This window comes from Novosphingobium subterraneum (genome assembly GCF_000807925.1).
Taxonomy (GTDB): domain Bacteria; phylum Pseudomonadota; class Alphaproteobacteria; order Sphingomonadales; family Sphingomonadaceae; genus Novosphingobium; species Novosphingobium subterraneum.
Genome location: NZ_JRVC01000020.1, coordinates 32010 through 45072, shown reverse-complemented (window position 1 = coordinate 45072; position 13063 = coordinate 32010). Strand labels below are relative to the sequence as shown.

13 protein-coding genes are annotated in these 13063 nt (G+C 64.4%); 7 read left to right on the top strand and 6 right to left on the bottom strand.

The window, feature by feature from the left end:
- Positions 1 to 18: 18 nt before the first annotated feature.
- Positions 19 to 735 carry an SDR family NAD(P)-dependent oxidoreductase gene (locus NJ75_RS17280; RefSeq protein ID WP_039336751.1) on the bottom strand — a complete coding sequence of 239 codons (717 nt, stop codon included), beginning with the start codon at positions 733 to 735 and terminating at the stop codon, positions 19 to 21.
- Positions 725 to 1747 (bottom strand): NADP-dependent oxidoreductase, encoded by a 1023-nt coding sequence (locus NJ75_RS17275; RefSeq protein ID WP_039336749.1) that lies wholly within the window; start codon positions 1745 to 1747, stop codon positions 725 to 727. The genes NJ75_RS17280 and NJ75_RS17275 overlap by 11 nt, the downstream gene beginning before the upstream one ends.
- A gap of 166 nt (positions 1748 to 1913) precedes the next feature.
- Here NJ75_RS17275 and NJ75_RS17270 point away from each other — a divergent pair, with 166 nt between their 5' ends.
- Positions 1914 to 4280 carry a TonB-dependent receptor gene (locus tag NJ75_RS17270; protein WP_039336747.1) on the top strand — a complete coding sequence of 789 codons (2367 nt, stop codon included), beginning with the start codon at positions 1914 to 1916 and terminating at the stop codon, positions 4278 to 4280.
- A 103-nt stretch (positions 4281 to 4383) separates the two neighbouring features.
- The gene (locus NJ75_RS17265; RefSeq protein ID WP_039336745.1) at positions 4384 to 5148 is read left to right on the top strand and encodes an SDR family NAD(P)-dependent oxidoreductase; all 765 of its coding nucleotides are present in this window, start codon (positions 4384 to 4386) and stop codon (positions 5146 to 5148) included.
- Positions 5149 to 5252: 104 nt separating this feature from the next.
- Here the strand turns inward: NJ75_RS17265 and NJ75_RS17260 are convergent, their stop codons facing one another.
- Positions 5253 to 6050, bottom strand: a complete 798-nt coding sequence (locus NJ75_RS17260; protein WP_039336744.1) for a ThuA domain-containing protein — start codon at positions 6048 to 6050, stop codon at positions 5253 to 5255.
- Entirely contained in the window at positions 6050 to 7057 is a 1008-nt protein-coding gene (locus NJ75_RS17255) for an NADP-dependent oxidoreductase (protein WP_039336742.1), read from the bottom strand. Before NJ75_RS17255 ends, NJ75_RS17260 begins: the two co-directional genes overlap by 1 nt.
- Positions 7058 to 7201: 144 nt before the next feature.
- Here NJ75_RS17255 and NJ75_RS17250 point away from each other — a divergent pair, with 144 nt between their 5' ends.
- The 5 genes from NJ75_RS17250 (at position 7202) to arsB (ending at position 12174) form a co-directional block, all read left to right on the top strand.
- Complete coding sequence (locus NJ75_RS17250) at positions 7202 to 9655, top strand: TonB-dependent receptor (protein ID WP_039336740.1); 2454 nt, start codon at positions 7202 to 7204, stop codon at positions 9653 to 9655.
- 131 nt (positions 9656 to 9786) lie between these two features.
- Entirely contained in the window at positions 9787 to 10131 is a 345-nt protein-coding gene (locus tag NJ75_RS17245; RefSeq protein ID WP_039336738.1) for an ArsR/SmtB family transcription factor, read from the top strand.
- On the top strand, positions 10128 to 10604 hold the full coding sequence (locus NJ75_RS17240) for an ArsI/CadI family heavy metal resistance metalloenzyme (protein WP_039336735.1): 477 nt from the start codon (positions 10128 to 10130) through the stop codon (positions 10602 to 10604). The genes NJ75_RS17245 and NJ75_RS17240 overlap by 4 nt, the downstream gene beginning before the upstream one ends.
- The gene (locus tag NJ75_RS17235; RefSeq protein ID WP_039336823.1) at positions 10604 to 11110 is read left to right on the top strand and encodes an arsenate reductase ArsC; all 507 of its coding nucleotides are present in this window, start codon (positions 10604 to 10606) and stop codon (positions 11108 to 11110) included. The genes NJ75_RS17240 and NJ75_RS17235 overlap by 1 nt, the downstream gene beginning before the upstream one ends.
- A complete protein-coding gene (gene arsB, locus NJ75_RS17230) occupies positions 11110 to 12174 on the top strand; it encodes an ACR3 family arsenite efflux transporter (RefSeq protein WP_052242604.1) in 1065 nt (354 codons plus the stop codon). The genes NJ75_RS17235 and arsB overlap by 1 nt, the downstream gene beginning before the upstream one ends.
- Before the next feature lie 13 nt (positions 12175 to 12187).
- Here arsB and NJ75_RS17225 read toward each other — a convergent pair whose 3' ends face one another.
- Together NJ75_RS17225 and NJ75_RS17220 are read right to left on the bottom strand one after the other, a co-directional pair.
- Positions 12188 to 12616, bottom strand: a complete 429-nt coding sequence (locus NJ75_RS17225) for a nuclear transport factor 2 family protein (RefSeq protein ID WP_039336733.1) — start codon at positions 12614 to 12616, stop codon at positions 12188 to 12190.
- A 93-nt stretch (positions 12617 to 12709) separates the two neighbouring features.
- Positions 12710 to 13060, bottom strand: a complete 351-nt coding sequence (locus NJ75_RS17220) for a Rieske (2Fe-2S) protein (protein ID WP_039336731.1) — start codon at positions 13058 to 13060, stop codon at positions 12710 to 12712.
- Positions 13061 to 13063: the final 3 nt, after the last annotated feature.

Genomic DNA, 13063 nt, shown 5'->3' with positions numbered 1-13063 from the left:
GAACGGCCTGAACGGGTTTTAGTGCCGCACCATGGCCCCGCCATCGACCCACACGCCATGGCCGGACATGAAGCGGGCATCGTCGCTGCACAGGAAGGCGATGACGTCGGCGATGTCTTCGGGCTGGCCGAGGCGGCGCAAGGGGGCCTTGTTCTCCCAGAAGGTGCGGAATTCGGGCATCTGGGTAAAGGCCGGCGCGGTCATCGGGGTGGCGATGGCGCCGGGCTGGACGCAGTTCACCGTCACCCCGAACGGCCCGAGTTCCGCCGCGACCGACTTGGTGAAGCCGAGCACCGCGTGCTTCGAGGCGGAATAGGCGCTGAGGCCCTCGTCGCCGTGGCTCGACGTGGTGGAGCCGATGGTGACGATGCGGCCGTTGCCAGCGGCCTTGAGGTGCGGCGTGGCATCGCGCACGAGGCGGAAGACGGCGACGAGGTTAACCTCCAGAACGCGCAGGAAATAGGCGTCGTCATGGCCTTCGAGGGGGTGAAACGCGCTGATCCCGGCGCAGGGGACAAGCGTATCGAGCCCGCCCATCGCCGCCACGGCCTGTTCGATCAGGCGGGCATTGGCATCGGGGGCGGTGAGATCGCCTGAGAAATCGACATCGCCCTGCACGTCTGCAGTGAAGACTTGCGCCCCGTCGGCGCGCAGGCGCGCGGCGGTGGCCGCGCCAATGCCCGAGGCTGCGCCGGTGACGATGGCCTTGCGGTTCTTGAGGCGATCAGAGGCCATCGGCGATCTTCAGCACCAGCTTGCCGGTATTGGCGCCCGTGAACAGGCGCATGAAGGCATCGTAGGCGTTTTCGAGGCCCACCTGCACGTCCTCGTCGATGCGCAGGCGCCCTTCGGCCATCCACTGCGCCATGACCGCGCCGCCTTCGGCAAAGCGCGGGGCGTAGTCCATGATGAGGTAGCCATAGAGCGTGGCCTGGTTGGTGAGGATCGACCAGAGGTTGCGCGCGCCGACCTTGGCGGGCGAATTGTATTCGCTGATCAACCCGCACAGCACGATGCGGGCATGCTTGGCAAGGTTGAGCAGTTCGGCATCGAACACGTCGCCGCCGACGTTCTCGAACACCACGTCAGCCCCGTTCGGCGCGGCGGCGCCGATTTCGGCGGCGAGCTGTTCGACCGACTTGTTCTTGTAGTCGATGGCGACGTCGAAGCCGTAGTCCTCGATCAGGCGGCGGCACTTTTCGGCACCCCCGGCAATGCCGATCACCCGGCAGCCGAGAATCTTGCCGATCTGGCCGACGGCAGAGCCTACCGCCCCTGCGGCGCCCGAAACCAGCAGCGTTTCGCCCGGCTTTGGCTTTGCGACGTCGATCAGGCCGAAATAAGCGGTGAGGCCGACTGCGCCCATTGCCGACAGGAACCGCGATGGCGAATCGACCTGGGCGACATCAACCTTCCTGGTGAATCCGCCTGCGCCGTTGACCGAATAGTCTTCCAGGCCATTCATGCCCAGAACCCAGTCTCCGACGGCGAAGTCGGGGGAGTTCGAGGCGGCGACAACGCCCACCGTCGTCGCCCTGACCGGATCGCCCAGCGGGATCGGCGGCATGTAGCTGGGCGCATCGTCCATCCACCCGCGCTGTGCGGGGTCGAGCGAGGCATAGCAGTTGCGCACCACGAAGCCGCCTTCGGGCGCGGAGGGAACGGCTTGTTCGACAAGGGAAAAGTCCTCTGGCACCGGCGTGCCGACAGGGCGGCGAGCCAGCAGGAAGCGGCGATTGACGGTCATTGTGATCTCTCCCGGATTCTTGTCCGAACGCTACGGCAAGGATGGAACATGCACTGGCACATGCACCTGTAACAAGTCGCAGTTGGTTCGATGCCCGCAGCGGTGGATGAAGGAGGCGAGCCATCGTCCCTGAGCGGACGAGGTTACCCTTGGAGGGAGGATAGACATGAGAACCACTGCTGCACGGCGCATGCTTGCCGTTGCCATGACCACGACCGCGCTTGGCCTTGCGCTGCCGGCATTTGCCACCGAAGCAGACGAGCCGCAGGCGGTCCAGGCCGACGAGACCACAGCAGCCGATGCAGGCGATACCGGCGCGATCATCGTGACCGCACGCCGCCGTTCGGAAACGCTGCAGAGCACGCCGGTGGCGATCACCGCGGTCAACACCGCCTTCCTTGAAAGCAAGGCCGCCGTGAACATCGGCGACCTGCAGGGCGCGGCTCCGGGCCTGCTCATCACCCAGCAGAATTCGGGCGCGCAGGCGGCCAACATCTCGATCCGCGGCCTGACCTATGCCGACATCGAAAAGTCGCAGACGCCGACCGTGGGCGTGCTGGTCGATGGCGTGGTGATCGGCACCAACACCGGCCAGCTGCAGGATGCGTTCGACATCGCCCAGCTCGAAGTGCTGCGCGGACCGCAGGGCACGCTGTTCGGCGCCAACACCATCGGCGGCGTGATCAACATCCAGCGCACCAAGCCGACGATGAAGCCCGGCCTCAAGGCCGAGGCGACCTTTGCCAAGTTTGGCACGTTCTCGACCAAGATCCTGGCCAACTACGGCAACGAGGAGAGCTGGGGTGTCAAGGCGTGGTACTTCCACAACGAGACCGACGGTTTCTACAAGAATGTCGTGCGCAATGTCGACGCGGGCTGGAGCAATGGCGAGAACTACGGCGCCAGCCTGCTGTTCAAACCGACCGGTTCGGGCTTCGATGCGCAGCTGACCGTGGCCCAGGTCGAGCAGGTGTTCGACCCCGTGGTCAGCAACATCACCAACAGCAGCGAAGTGTTCTGCGCGTTCATCCCGGCGCGCGAATGCAACCGCAACACCACCACCGATCTCTACACCACTTTCGGCGACGCCGCTTCGAGCAACTACAAGGCGCCCGAAGCGACGCTGGAAATGAACTATGACGCAGGCGGCGTGAAGCTGACCTCGATCACCGGCTGGCGCAAGAGCACGGAAGCGCAGACGCAGGACTTCGACGGTTCTTCGACCGACCTCTACTATGTCGATCGCCGCCAGCACTACGAACAGTGGAGCCAGGAGCTGCGCGCCGCGGGCGAGATGTTCGACGGGTTCGACTACGTGGTCGGCGGTTTCTACTTCAAGTCGGAATACGACCTGACGCAGTGGTCGCGCGTGTTCGGTTTCAGCCCGAACACCCCGCCGACCCTGTTTGACCGCAACGCCCAGCGCGTGGAAGGCAAGACCGAGAGCTACGCCGTGTTCGGCGATTTCAACTGGGCCTTTGCCGAAGGCTTCCGCCTTTCATTCGGTGGCCGCTACAGCCACGACAAGAAGGAGCTGAGCAACGGCTTTGCCGCCAACACGCTGCTTGACCCCGACAACATCGACCTGAGCAAGATCGCACTGGTCGGCAAGGGCAAGGCGAGCTTCAACAAGTTCACGCCCAAGGTCGGCATCGACTGGCGCCCGAACCAGGACGTGATGGTCTATGCCTCGTGGTCGCGCGGTTACCGTTCGGGCGGGTTCAGCCCGCGCGCGGCAACGGCTGCCACCGCCAGCACGCCGTTCCAGCCTGAAACGGTCGACGCCTATGAAGTGGGCGTGAAGCTTTCGGCGTTCGACCGCAAGCTCGAGCTTAACCTTGCCGGCTTCGTGTCGGACTACAAGGACATGCAGCAGAACCTGACCGTTCCGGGCGGCCCCACCGGCAACCAGACGATCACCGGCAACGTGCCGGGCGGCGCGCTGATCAAGGGCATCGAGGCGGACGGCACGCTGCGCGTGACCGAGAACTTCCGCATCACCGGCTCGATCGCGATCATGGACTCGCACTTCCGCAACTTCGTCACCTGCGGCGCCTATGCGGCAGGGCCGGTGGCGACCAATGCCTGCGGTGCGGGGCTGGTGCCGTTCAACTACTCGGCCAACCGCCTGATCTATGCGCCGGACTTCACCGCGTCGCTGGGCGCGGAATACGTCGCACCGACCGGCTTTGGCGACATCACCACCAATGTCGGCTGGCGCCACATCTCGCCCTATGACGAACAGCTTTCGGCAGCTTCGCTGACGCCGACGCTGAACGGTTCGGGCCAGGCGACGCTGATCACGGTGGGCGGCAACGATCCGCGCGTGCGCACCACCACGCAGGATCTGGTCGATGCGTCGATGACCTTCAACTTCGACCTGAAGGACAGCAAGGCCTACCTGCGCGTGTTCACCCGCAACCTGCTGAACGAGAAGACCACGACCCACGCGTTCACCGTGGCTGGCCTGTGGTCGTTCGGCATGGCGCTTGAACCGCGGACCTACGGCGTGACCGCGGGCTTCAAGTTCTGAAGCTTGCTCTGATAATCTGATCCACCTTGCCGGGGGGGCGGGGGAGGGTCGCCTAGGCGACGTTCCTTTCCGTCCCTCCGGTTTTTTATCGGGAGAGTTTCAAATGGGCCGTCTTTCCGGAAAAGTCGCATTGATCACCGGTGGCGCTTCGGTGCCGGGTCTGGGCAGCGCCACCGCACAGCGCTTTGCCGAGGAAGGCGCCAAGGTGTGGTTGACCGACCGCGACCTGGCAGGGGCCGAAAAGGTGGCCGAAGGCATCCGGGCGGCGGGCGGTGAGGCCCGGGCCATGCTGCATGACGTGACCAACGAGGCGCAGTGGGACGAAGTCTTCGCCGCGATCGAGGCCGAGGACGGCAAGCTGGATGTGTGCGTCAACAATGCCGGTATCGCGGTGCTGCGCCCGATCGAGGACATGACCAGCGCCGATTGGGCCCTGCAGAACTCGGTCAACCTCGACAGCGTGTTCCAGGGCACCAAGCGCGCGGTGATCCTGATGCGCAAGACCGGGGTGAAGGGCTCGATCATCAACATCTCGTCGGTGGCGGGGCTGATCGGCGTGCCCGCCTGCGGCGCCTATGCCGCGGCGAAGGGCGGCGTGCGCCTGTTTTCAAAGACGATCGCGGTGGAAACCGCCAAGGACGGCATCCGCGTCAATTCGGTCCATCCGGGCATGATCCTGACCAACATCCAGGGTGTGGCGCAGGAAGACAATGCGGCGAACTATGACGCCACGCTCGCGCTGGTGCCGATGGGCTACATGGGAGCGCCGCTCGATATCGCCAACATGAACCTGTTCCTCGCCTCGGATGAGAGCCGCTATGTTACGGGGACCGAGCTGGTGGTCGATGGAGGCATGACGGCGCTTTGATTCTGCCGGGCCGATGCGTCCCCGCGCAGGCGGGGACCTCAGTCGGCTTAAGCTGAAGTTCCGTCACATCACCGAGGTTCCCGCCTGCGCGGGGACGCATTGTTTCAGGACGAGGCCACCCAGCGGATCGCGTTCTCGACCAGGCGGCGGTAGTGCGGGTTGTCGTAGGCCGAGGGGCCATCGCCCGGCTGGAGATAGACGAGGCGGCTGTTGAGGGCCTGCCGGGTCCAGCCGACGAGATTGGAGCCGGGCGGGTGATCCCAGCCTTCGCGGCTGAACATTTCGCCCTTCACTGCACGGTCTGCCGACCAGAAGTGATCGCGATCGAAAGCGGCGCTTGAGCGCAGGAGCGGGGTCACGCCTGCTTCATGGATCTGGCCGAGATAGAGTTCGTCGGTCAGCGTGAAGCTTTCGGGCAGGCCGGCGGTGACAGGATGATCGGCGACGACCGAAATCTCGTGAGTGACATCGTGGCAATAGCCGCTGTCCGCCACGGCGGTCCCGCGCCATTGGCCGGGATGGTAGAAGAACTGCCCGCCCAGCCAATCGTGATATTCGCCCCAGGTCGGCCAGCCTGCCAGCGCGTGATGCAGCGCGACCACGCCCTTGCCCTGTTCGAGCAGGGCGCGGAATCCGGCCTGCAGTTCGGCCGAGGGCTCGCGGTAGAGCGGGGCATTTTCCGGGGCTTCGAAATCGAGGCCGGGCATGTCGTAGAGTACCAGCGCATCGAACCCGCGCATGGCATCGGGGTTCATCAGCAGCGCGGCGGCGGGCTGATCGACCATGGTGGCCGAGATGCCGTCCATGGCCTGAAACATGGCGTCGAAGGCGGTGCGATCGAACGGATGACCGCGCACGGCGACGAGGCACTGGAGCGGGGCGCGGTGCTTGATGATCGGCATCAGGCGACTTTCACGATGACTTTGCCGATCGCCTGGCCCGAGAGCATGCGGCGATAGGCGACGAGCGTGTTCTCCAGCCCCTGTGTCTCGTCAAGATTGACGGTCAGCGTCCCGGCATCGACCCATTCGCGCAAGACGGGCAGAAATTCCGCACCGCGATGGAGGAAATCGGGGATGAAGAAGCCTTCGATGCGCAAGCGGCGCATCAGCACCTGATCGAAGCGGGCGGGGCCGGGCAGGGGGGCATCGTTGTCATAAGCCGCAACCATGCCGCAGACGGCGACGCGGCCATAATGCGCCATGTTGGGCAGGACTGCGTCGAGCAGCGGCCCGCCGACATTGTCGAAATAGGCGTGAACGCCGCCTTCGATCCCGGAAAGGCGGGCGGCAACATCATCGCTCTTGTAGTCGATGGCGATATCGACGCCCAATTGTTCGGCCAGGTAGCGGCACTTCTCCGGTCCGCCTGCGATGCCGATGACTTTCGCGCCGAGATTGCGCCCGACCTGACAGGCCATCGACCCCGTGGCTCCGGCAGCCGCCGAGACCACCAGCCATTCGCCCGCCTTGATCGCGGCCACTTCCTTGACGCCCACATAGGCCGTCCAGGCGTTCATGCCGAGTGCGCCGAAGTGGTGGCGGATGTCGGTCACGGTATCATCGACGATTTCGAGGCCTGCGAGGGCAGGGACCATCGTGGCATATTCCGCCCACTGGCCGAAGCCGCGCACCAGTGCGCCAACGGGATAGGCGGGATCACGGCTTTCGCTAACGTGGCCGAGAACGAGGCCCGCCATCTTCGCGCCCAGCGGCAGGGGCGGCTGATAACCATCGGTGCGCGGGCTCATCCACATGCGGGTGCCCGCGTCCATCGACAGGTAGCCGACCCTTACCCGCACTTCGCCATCGGCCAGCGGCGGCAGGGCTTCGGTCTGCAGGCTGAGCGCGGCTTCGAAGTTTGAGCCTTCAGGGTGACGATCAAGGCGCCAGAAGCGGTTTTCGGTCATGGGAATTCCTCTCAAGGCACAGAGGTGCCGACGCTACGGCAGCGCAGCACCTAGCCAAAGGAAGAGGCTAACGCATTGGCGAGGCGAGCGTTCGTTACAGGAGGCGTAAACGCGCGAGACTAATCACAAAGGGAGGATGCGGTCATGCGCACCATCAAGGGAATTCTTCTCGCCACTTGCGCACTTGGCGTCAGCGCACCGGTCATGGCGCAGGATGCAGCACAGGAAGGCGCATCTGCAGGCGGCCTCGAGGAAATCATCGTAACCGCGCGCAAGCGCGAGGAATCGGTGCAGACGGTTCCGGTGGCGGTAACCGCCATCTCCGAAAAGACCATCCAACAGCGCGACATCACCTCGATCGAAAAGATCGCTGCGGCCACGCCCAACCTCAACGTCGGCCGTGCCTCGAACGGTTCGGGCGCGCAGCTGACGATGCGCGGCATCGGCTCGTCCTCGACCTCGATCGGTATCGAGCAGTCGGTCGCCGTTGTGGTCGATGGAGCCTATTACGGGCAGGGCCGCATCATTCAGGAAGGCTTCTTCGACCTGAAGCGCGTGGAAGTGCTCAAGGGTCCGCAGGCGCTGTTCTTCGGCAAGAATGCGACCGCAGGCGTCATCAGCCTGGCCACCAACGATCCCGGCCAGGACCGCGAATTCATTGCGCGCGCCGGTTACGAGTTCCGTTCGCGCCAGTATCAGGGCGAGCTGATTGCCTCGATCCCGCTGAGCGATACGCTGGGCGTGCGCTTTGCCGCGCGCGGTTCGATCATGGATGGCGGCTATTATCGCAACGTCTCGGTCGACCGCACCTATACCACCGTCGACATCCGCAACTTGCTGGCGGGCGGCAGCGGCAATCCGATCGGTTCGGTGGCCAAGCCTGCCGCATCGCGCGCGCCGGGTGAAGACGAGTTCCTGGGCCGCGTGACGCTCAAGTACACCCCGACCGACCGTCTGACGATGACGCTCAAGGGTTCGTACAACTACAATCAGGTCAACAATTCCTCGTGGAACTACGTGGCCTACAACTGCGGCCTCGCCACGGGCGTGAGCCAGCTGACCGGGTATCGCTGCGGCACCGATTTCGTGACGCACCAGAACAACATGCCCGCCGATATTGCCAAGGACTTCCCCTTCGCGAAGGACAATGGCGAGCTTTACAACCGCTATCGCTCGTGGGCGATCAACGGCGCGGTTTCGTACGAGCTCGACAACGTGACGATCAGCTCGGTCACCAATTACAACACCAACAACAACCGCTGGACCTGTGCCTGCGACTTCCAGAGCAGCAACAACGGCACCTGGGCTACCGAGAACAGCACCTGGAAGGCGTTCAGCCAGGAACTGCGTGCGCAGACTTCGTTCGACGGTCCGATCAACCTGATGGTGGGCGGGCTGTACCAGAAGACCAAGCGCGACTTTGCGCAGTACGTCATGTTCGCCGGGCTGCGTGACGATACCGCCTCTGCCGCCAACCGCTTTGTCGCCTCGTCGAAGACAAGCTTCACCGATGGCGAGACCGCGGCCCTGTTCGGGCAGGTGACGTGGAAGCTGATCGACACGCTCGAGCTGGCAGGCGGCGTGCGCTATACCCACGAGACCAAGGACAGCTTCTTCACGCAGCCCTACAACAACCTGGGCGTGCAGGGGATCTTCCGTGACCAGAACGATCCTGACGGCCTGGGCGAAGTGACCGCAAAGCAGGTGTTCGACGACTGGTCGCCCGAAGTGACGCTGACCTGGAAGCCGCAGGACGGCATCCTTGTCTATGGCGCCTACAAGACGGCCTACAAGTCTGGCGGATTCTCGAACGGCGGCATCAACTCGAAGTTCTCGTCCGATCCGCTGGCGGACCTCACCTTCAATCCGGAAAAGGCACGTGGCTTCGAAGCCGGTATCAAGACGACGCTGGCCGACAACCAGCTGCGCCTGAACCTGGTGGCGTTCACGTATGCCTACAACGATCTGCAGGTCGACTTCTTCAACTCCCCGATCTTCGCCTTCCAGACTCTGACGGCGGATGCGCGGACCAAGGGCGTGGAGCTGGAGTTCGAATATGCGCCGCGCAGCATCGACGGGCTGAACGTCCACGGTTCGATCAACTACACCAAGGCACGCTACACCGATTTCCCCTCGGCACCGTGCTATGCCGGGCAGACTCCGTCGCAGGGTTGCACGCTGGTGGGCGGGCTGGATGCGCGCCAGAACCTGAACGGGGCGCCTCTTTCGGTGGCGCCGGAATGGACCGGGGCCTTTGGCGTGGGCTACGAGACCGCTGCGGGCGAAGGCCTGAAGCTGGGCTTCAACGTCGATACCCGCTATTCCTCAAGCTACCTCGCCTCGGGCTTCGGCAATCCGTTCTCGCGCCAGGGCAAGTATGCCGTGCTTGATGCCGGTATCCGCTTCGGGGCGGAGGACGACAACTGGCAAATCGCGGTGATCGGCAAGAACCTGACCAACCGCTTCTACGTCAGCGGCGTGGTCGATGGGCCTTCGACCGGTGGCGGCACGGGCACGGCGGCGGGCGTCCGCGCCGACCAGCTCGGCTTCGGCAACCTGCCGCGCACGGTGCAGGTCTCGGTGATCAAGCGCTTCTGATCGCATCAGGCGCAAGCGACACTGAAAGGGCGGGGCTTCGGCTCCGCCCTTTTGCGTTTGGGGGCACGATTGCGCCTTGCATCGGCGATCAATTCAATTATTCTTGAATTATCGAATCGAAAGGGTCGTCCGTGGATTCTGCACTCGTCGTACGCGCGCTGGCAGCGCTGGCGCAGGAACATCGGCTTGCCGCATTCCGGCTGCTGGTGCAGGCCGGGCCCGAGGGCATTGCCGCAGGCGCGCTGGCCGAAGCGCTGGACATCGCGCCGTCGTCGCTCAGCTTCCATATCGCCCAGCTCGCCAATGCCGGGCTGGTCGGGCAACGGCGGCAGGGCCGGTCGATCCTTTACTCCGCCGATTACGGGGCGATGGCAGCCGTCATGGGCTTTCTGACCGAGAACTGCTGTGGCGGCGCGGCCTGCGTGCCCGCCATCGATTGCCATCCTTCAAGCTCAACCGAAAAGGACGTCGCATGAAGCGCTTCCATGTTCACGTCGGCGTTGCCGACCTCGATGCCTCGATCGCTTTCTATTCCGGCCTGTTCGGCGCCGAGCCGACCGTGACCAAGGCCGATTACGCCAAGTGGATGCTGGAGGACCCGCGCATCAACTTTGCCATCTCGTGCAAGGACCGGGCGGCAAAGGGGATCGAGCACATCGGCCTGCAGGTGGAAAGTGCCGGAGAGCTGGCCGAAGTCTATGGCCGGCTGGCCAATGCCAAGGGACCGGTCATCGAAGAAGGCGCGACGACCTGCTGCTACGCCAAGTCGGAGAAGAGCTGGATAGCCGATCCCGATGGCGTGATCTGGGAGGCCTTCCTGACCGAAGGTGAAAGCACGGTCTATGGCGAGAGCCCGGACTTTGCGCCGCTCGCTTCGGCCCATGCCTCGGACACGGCGTGCTGCGCCCCGAAGGTTGCCGCCCCGGCAGCGAAGGCGGGATGCTGCTGATGAGCGATCGTCCATTTTCGATACTGGTGCTGTGCACCGGCAATTCGGCACGCTCGATCCTTGGTGAAGCGCTGCTTGGCACTATGGGGGCTGGGCGGATCGTTTCGTACAGCGCCGGGAGCAAGCCCAAGGGTGTGCCGCATCCCGGCGCGCTGCGGCTGCTGGCGCGCAAGGGGATCGACGTGGTGCCTTTCCGGTCAAAGAGCTGGAACGAGTTTACCGGGCCTGATGCGCCGCCGATCGATCTGGCCATCACGGTCTGCGGGAATGCCGCGGGCGAGGCCTGCCCGGTGTTCATGGGGGCGCCGCTGAAGGCGCATTGGGGCCTGCCCGATCCTGCCGATGTCGAAGGTGATGACGCTGCGGTCGATGCCGCGTTCGAGCAGACCTGGGCCTGGCTGGAAATGCGCGTGGCCGCGCTGCTGGCCCTGCCGTTTGAAACCATGGAGCGCGCCGAACTGACGCGCGAACTTGCCCGCATCGGGCAGATGGAAGGAGCTGCCTGATGGCGACGATTGCAGCACTGGCGCCGGAGCGTCCGCGCCTGTCGTTCCTCGATCGCTGGCTTACGCTGTGGATCTTTGCCGCGATGGCGCTGGGCATTGCGCTCGGCAGTTTCGTGCCGGCGGTGCCGCAGGCGCTGGGGGCGATGACGGTCGGTTCGACCAGCATCCCGATTGCCATCGGCCTGATCCTGATGATGTTTCCGCCGCTCGCCAAGGTCCGCTACGAGGAACTGGGAGAGGTGTTCCGGGATCGCAAGATTCTGGCGGTTTCGTTCGGGCTGTGCTGGATCGTTGCGCCCGCGTTCATGTTCGCACTGGCCGCGCTGCTGTTGCCGAACAATCCCGAATACATGACCGGGCTGATCCTGATCGGCATTGCGCCGTGCATTGCGATGGTGCTGGTGTGGAACCAGCTGGCGGGGGGAAGCCCCGAGTACGTGACCGGGCTGGTCGCCTTCAATTCGCTGTTCCAGATCCTGTTCTATGTGCCCTATGCCTGGTTCTACCTGACCTTCCTGCCGCCGGTTTTCGGTCTGGAAGGGCAGGTGGTGGACATCGACTTCGCGATGATCGCCAAGGCGGTGCTGACATATCTTGGAGTCCCGTTCCTCGCCGGATTTCTGGTGCGCAAGGCGCTGGTCGGCGCGAGGGGGCGCGATTGGTACGAAACGCAGTTCGTGCCGGCGATCAGCCCGCTGACGCTGGCGGCGCTGCTGTTCACGATCGTGGCGATGTTCAGCCTCAAGGGTGGCGAAATCCTTGCCTTGCCGTTCGATGCGCTGAAGGTGGGTCTGCCGCTGGTGGTGTTCTTCGTGGTGATGTTCGTCGCCGCGTTCGCCGCGGGCAGGGCGATTGGCGCAGGCTATGAACGCACGGCATCGCTGGCCTTCACGGCGGCGTCGAACAATTTCGAGCTGGCGATTGCCGTGGCGATTGCGGCATTCGGCCTTGCCTCGCCCGTGGCCTTTGCCGCGGTGATCGGTCCGCTGGTGGAGGTGCCAGTGCTGATCGCGCTGGTCAATCTGGCGCTGTGGTTCAAGGGTGCGTGGTTCCGCGCACCCTGAACCGCGCTGCCGCTCAGCAGCCCTTGGGGGCGTGCTGGCGGTGGATGTTGCGGAATGAGCGGCTCTTGAACAGCCATTTGCCATCGATCTTGACGCAAGTGTCTTCATAGACGCCGCGGTCGCGCATGGTCGTGCCGTTCTGGTCGTAGACCTCGCTGGTGTAGCTGCGCATGGTGGCGGTATCGCCATTGACCTCGATCGACCCCGGCCAGGCTTCGAACATGATGCCGGGGTAGTTCTTCATCGCCTCGATCCACATCGCCTTGATCGCCGCGCGGCCACGGGTGGTGCCGAGTTCCGGGTAATCAGGCAGGGACCATTCGGCGTCCTCGGCCCAGGTCGCGGCCCAGTCCTCGGCATCGACGCGGGTGACGGCGTCGGCATAGGTTTCAAGCAGCTCGCGGATGGCGAGGCGGTCTTCGGCGGGGCCGGTGAAGGGCATGGTCCTGTCTCTCCCGTTGGGTTTGGTTGGGGGGAGACTAACGCGCCTGCGGGCAGGGTGAACCTGCGCTTTGAGCGAGTTCGGGCAGCGAGTTCAGAGGACGACCGGCAACTCGTCCATGCCGGGAGCCTCATCGGGAATGCACACCTCGATCTGTCCGCCTTCGACGCGGACGGGGAAGGTGCGCAGGTCCTTGTAGGCACCGCCGATGCAGCGGCCAGAGGCCATTTCGAACCGCGCGCCGTGCAGCGGGCACATCACCGCGCCGCGCCGGATGCGGCCGGTAGAGATGAGCGCGGCCTGATGGGTGCAGCGATCGTTGACGGCAAACAGGCCGTCTTCGGTCTTTGCGACAAGGACGTGCCAGCCGGCGATCTTCGTGGCGATCTTGCCCTCGGCGGGGAATTCGGTTTCGGCAATCAGGCTGTGCCAGGTCTCGCTCAACGT

Coding starts and splice junctions, on each gene's coding strand:
- arsB (WP_052242604.1), top strand. CDS start 11,110: ATGGCGACGATTGCAGCACTGGCGCCGGAGCGTCCGCGCCTGTCGTTC.
- NJ75_RS17240 (WP_039336735.1), top strand. CDS start 10,128: ATGAAGCGCTTCCATGTTCACGTCGGCGTTGCCGACCTCGATGCCTCG.
- NJ75_RS17255 (WP_039336742.1), bottom strand. CDS start 7,057: ATGACCGAAAACCGCTTCTGGCGCCTTGATCGTCACCCTGAAGGCTCA.
- NJ75_RS17275 (WP_039336749.1), bottom strand. CDS start 1,747: ATGACCGTCAATCGCCGCTTCCTGCTGGCTCGCCGCCCTGTCGGCACG.
- NJ75_RS17260 (WP_039336744.1), bottom strand. CDS start 6,050: ATGCCGATCATCAAGCACCGCGCCCCGCTCCAGTGCCTCGTCGCCGTG.
- NJ75_RS17235 (WP_039336823.1), top strand. CDS start 10,604: ATGAGCGATCGTCCATTTTCGATACTGGTGCTGTGCACCGGCAATTCG.
- NJ75_RS17250 (WP_039336740.1), top strand. CDS start 7,202: ATGCGCACCATCAAGGGAATTCTTCTCGCCACTTGCGCACTTGGCGTC.
- NJ75_RS17280 (WP_039336751.1), bottom strand. CDS start 735: ATGGCCTCTGATCGCCTCAAGAACCGCAAGGCCATCGTCACCGGCGCA.
- NJ75_RS17225 (WP_039336733.1), bottom strand. CDS start 12,616: ATGCCCTTCACCGGCCCCGCCGAAGACCGCCTCGCCATCCGCGAGCTG.
- NJ75_RS17265 (WP_039336745.1), top strand. CDS start 4,384: ATGGGCCGTCTTTCCGGAAAAGTCGCATTGATCACCGGTGGCGCTTCG.
- NJ75_RS17270 (WP_039336747.1), top strand. CDS start 1,914: ATGAGAACCACTGCTGCACGGCGCATGCTTGCCGTTGCCATGACCACG.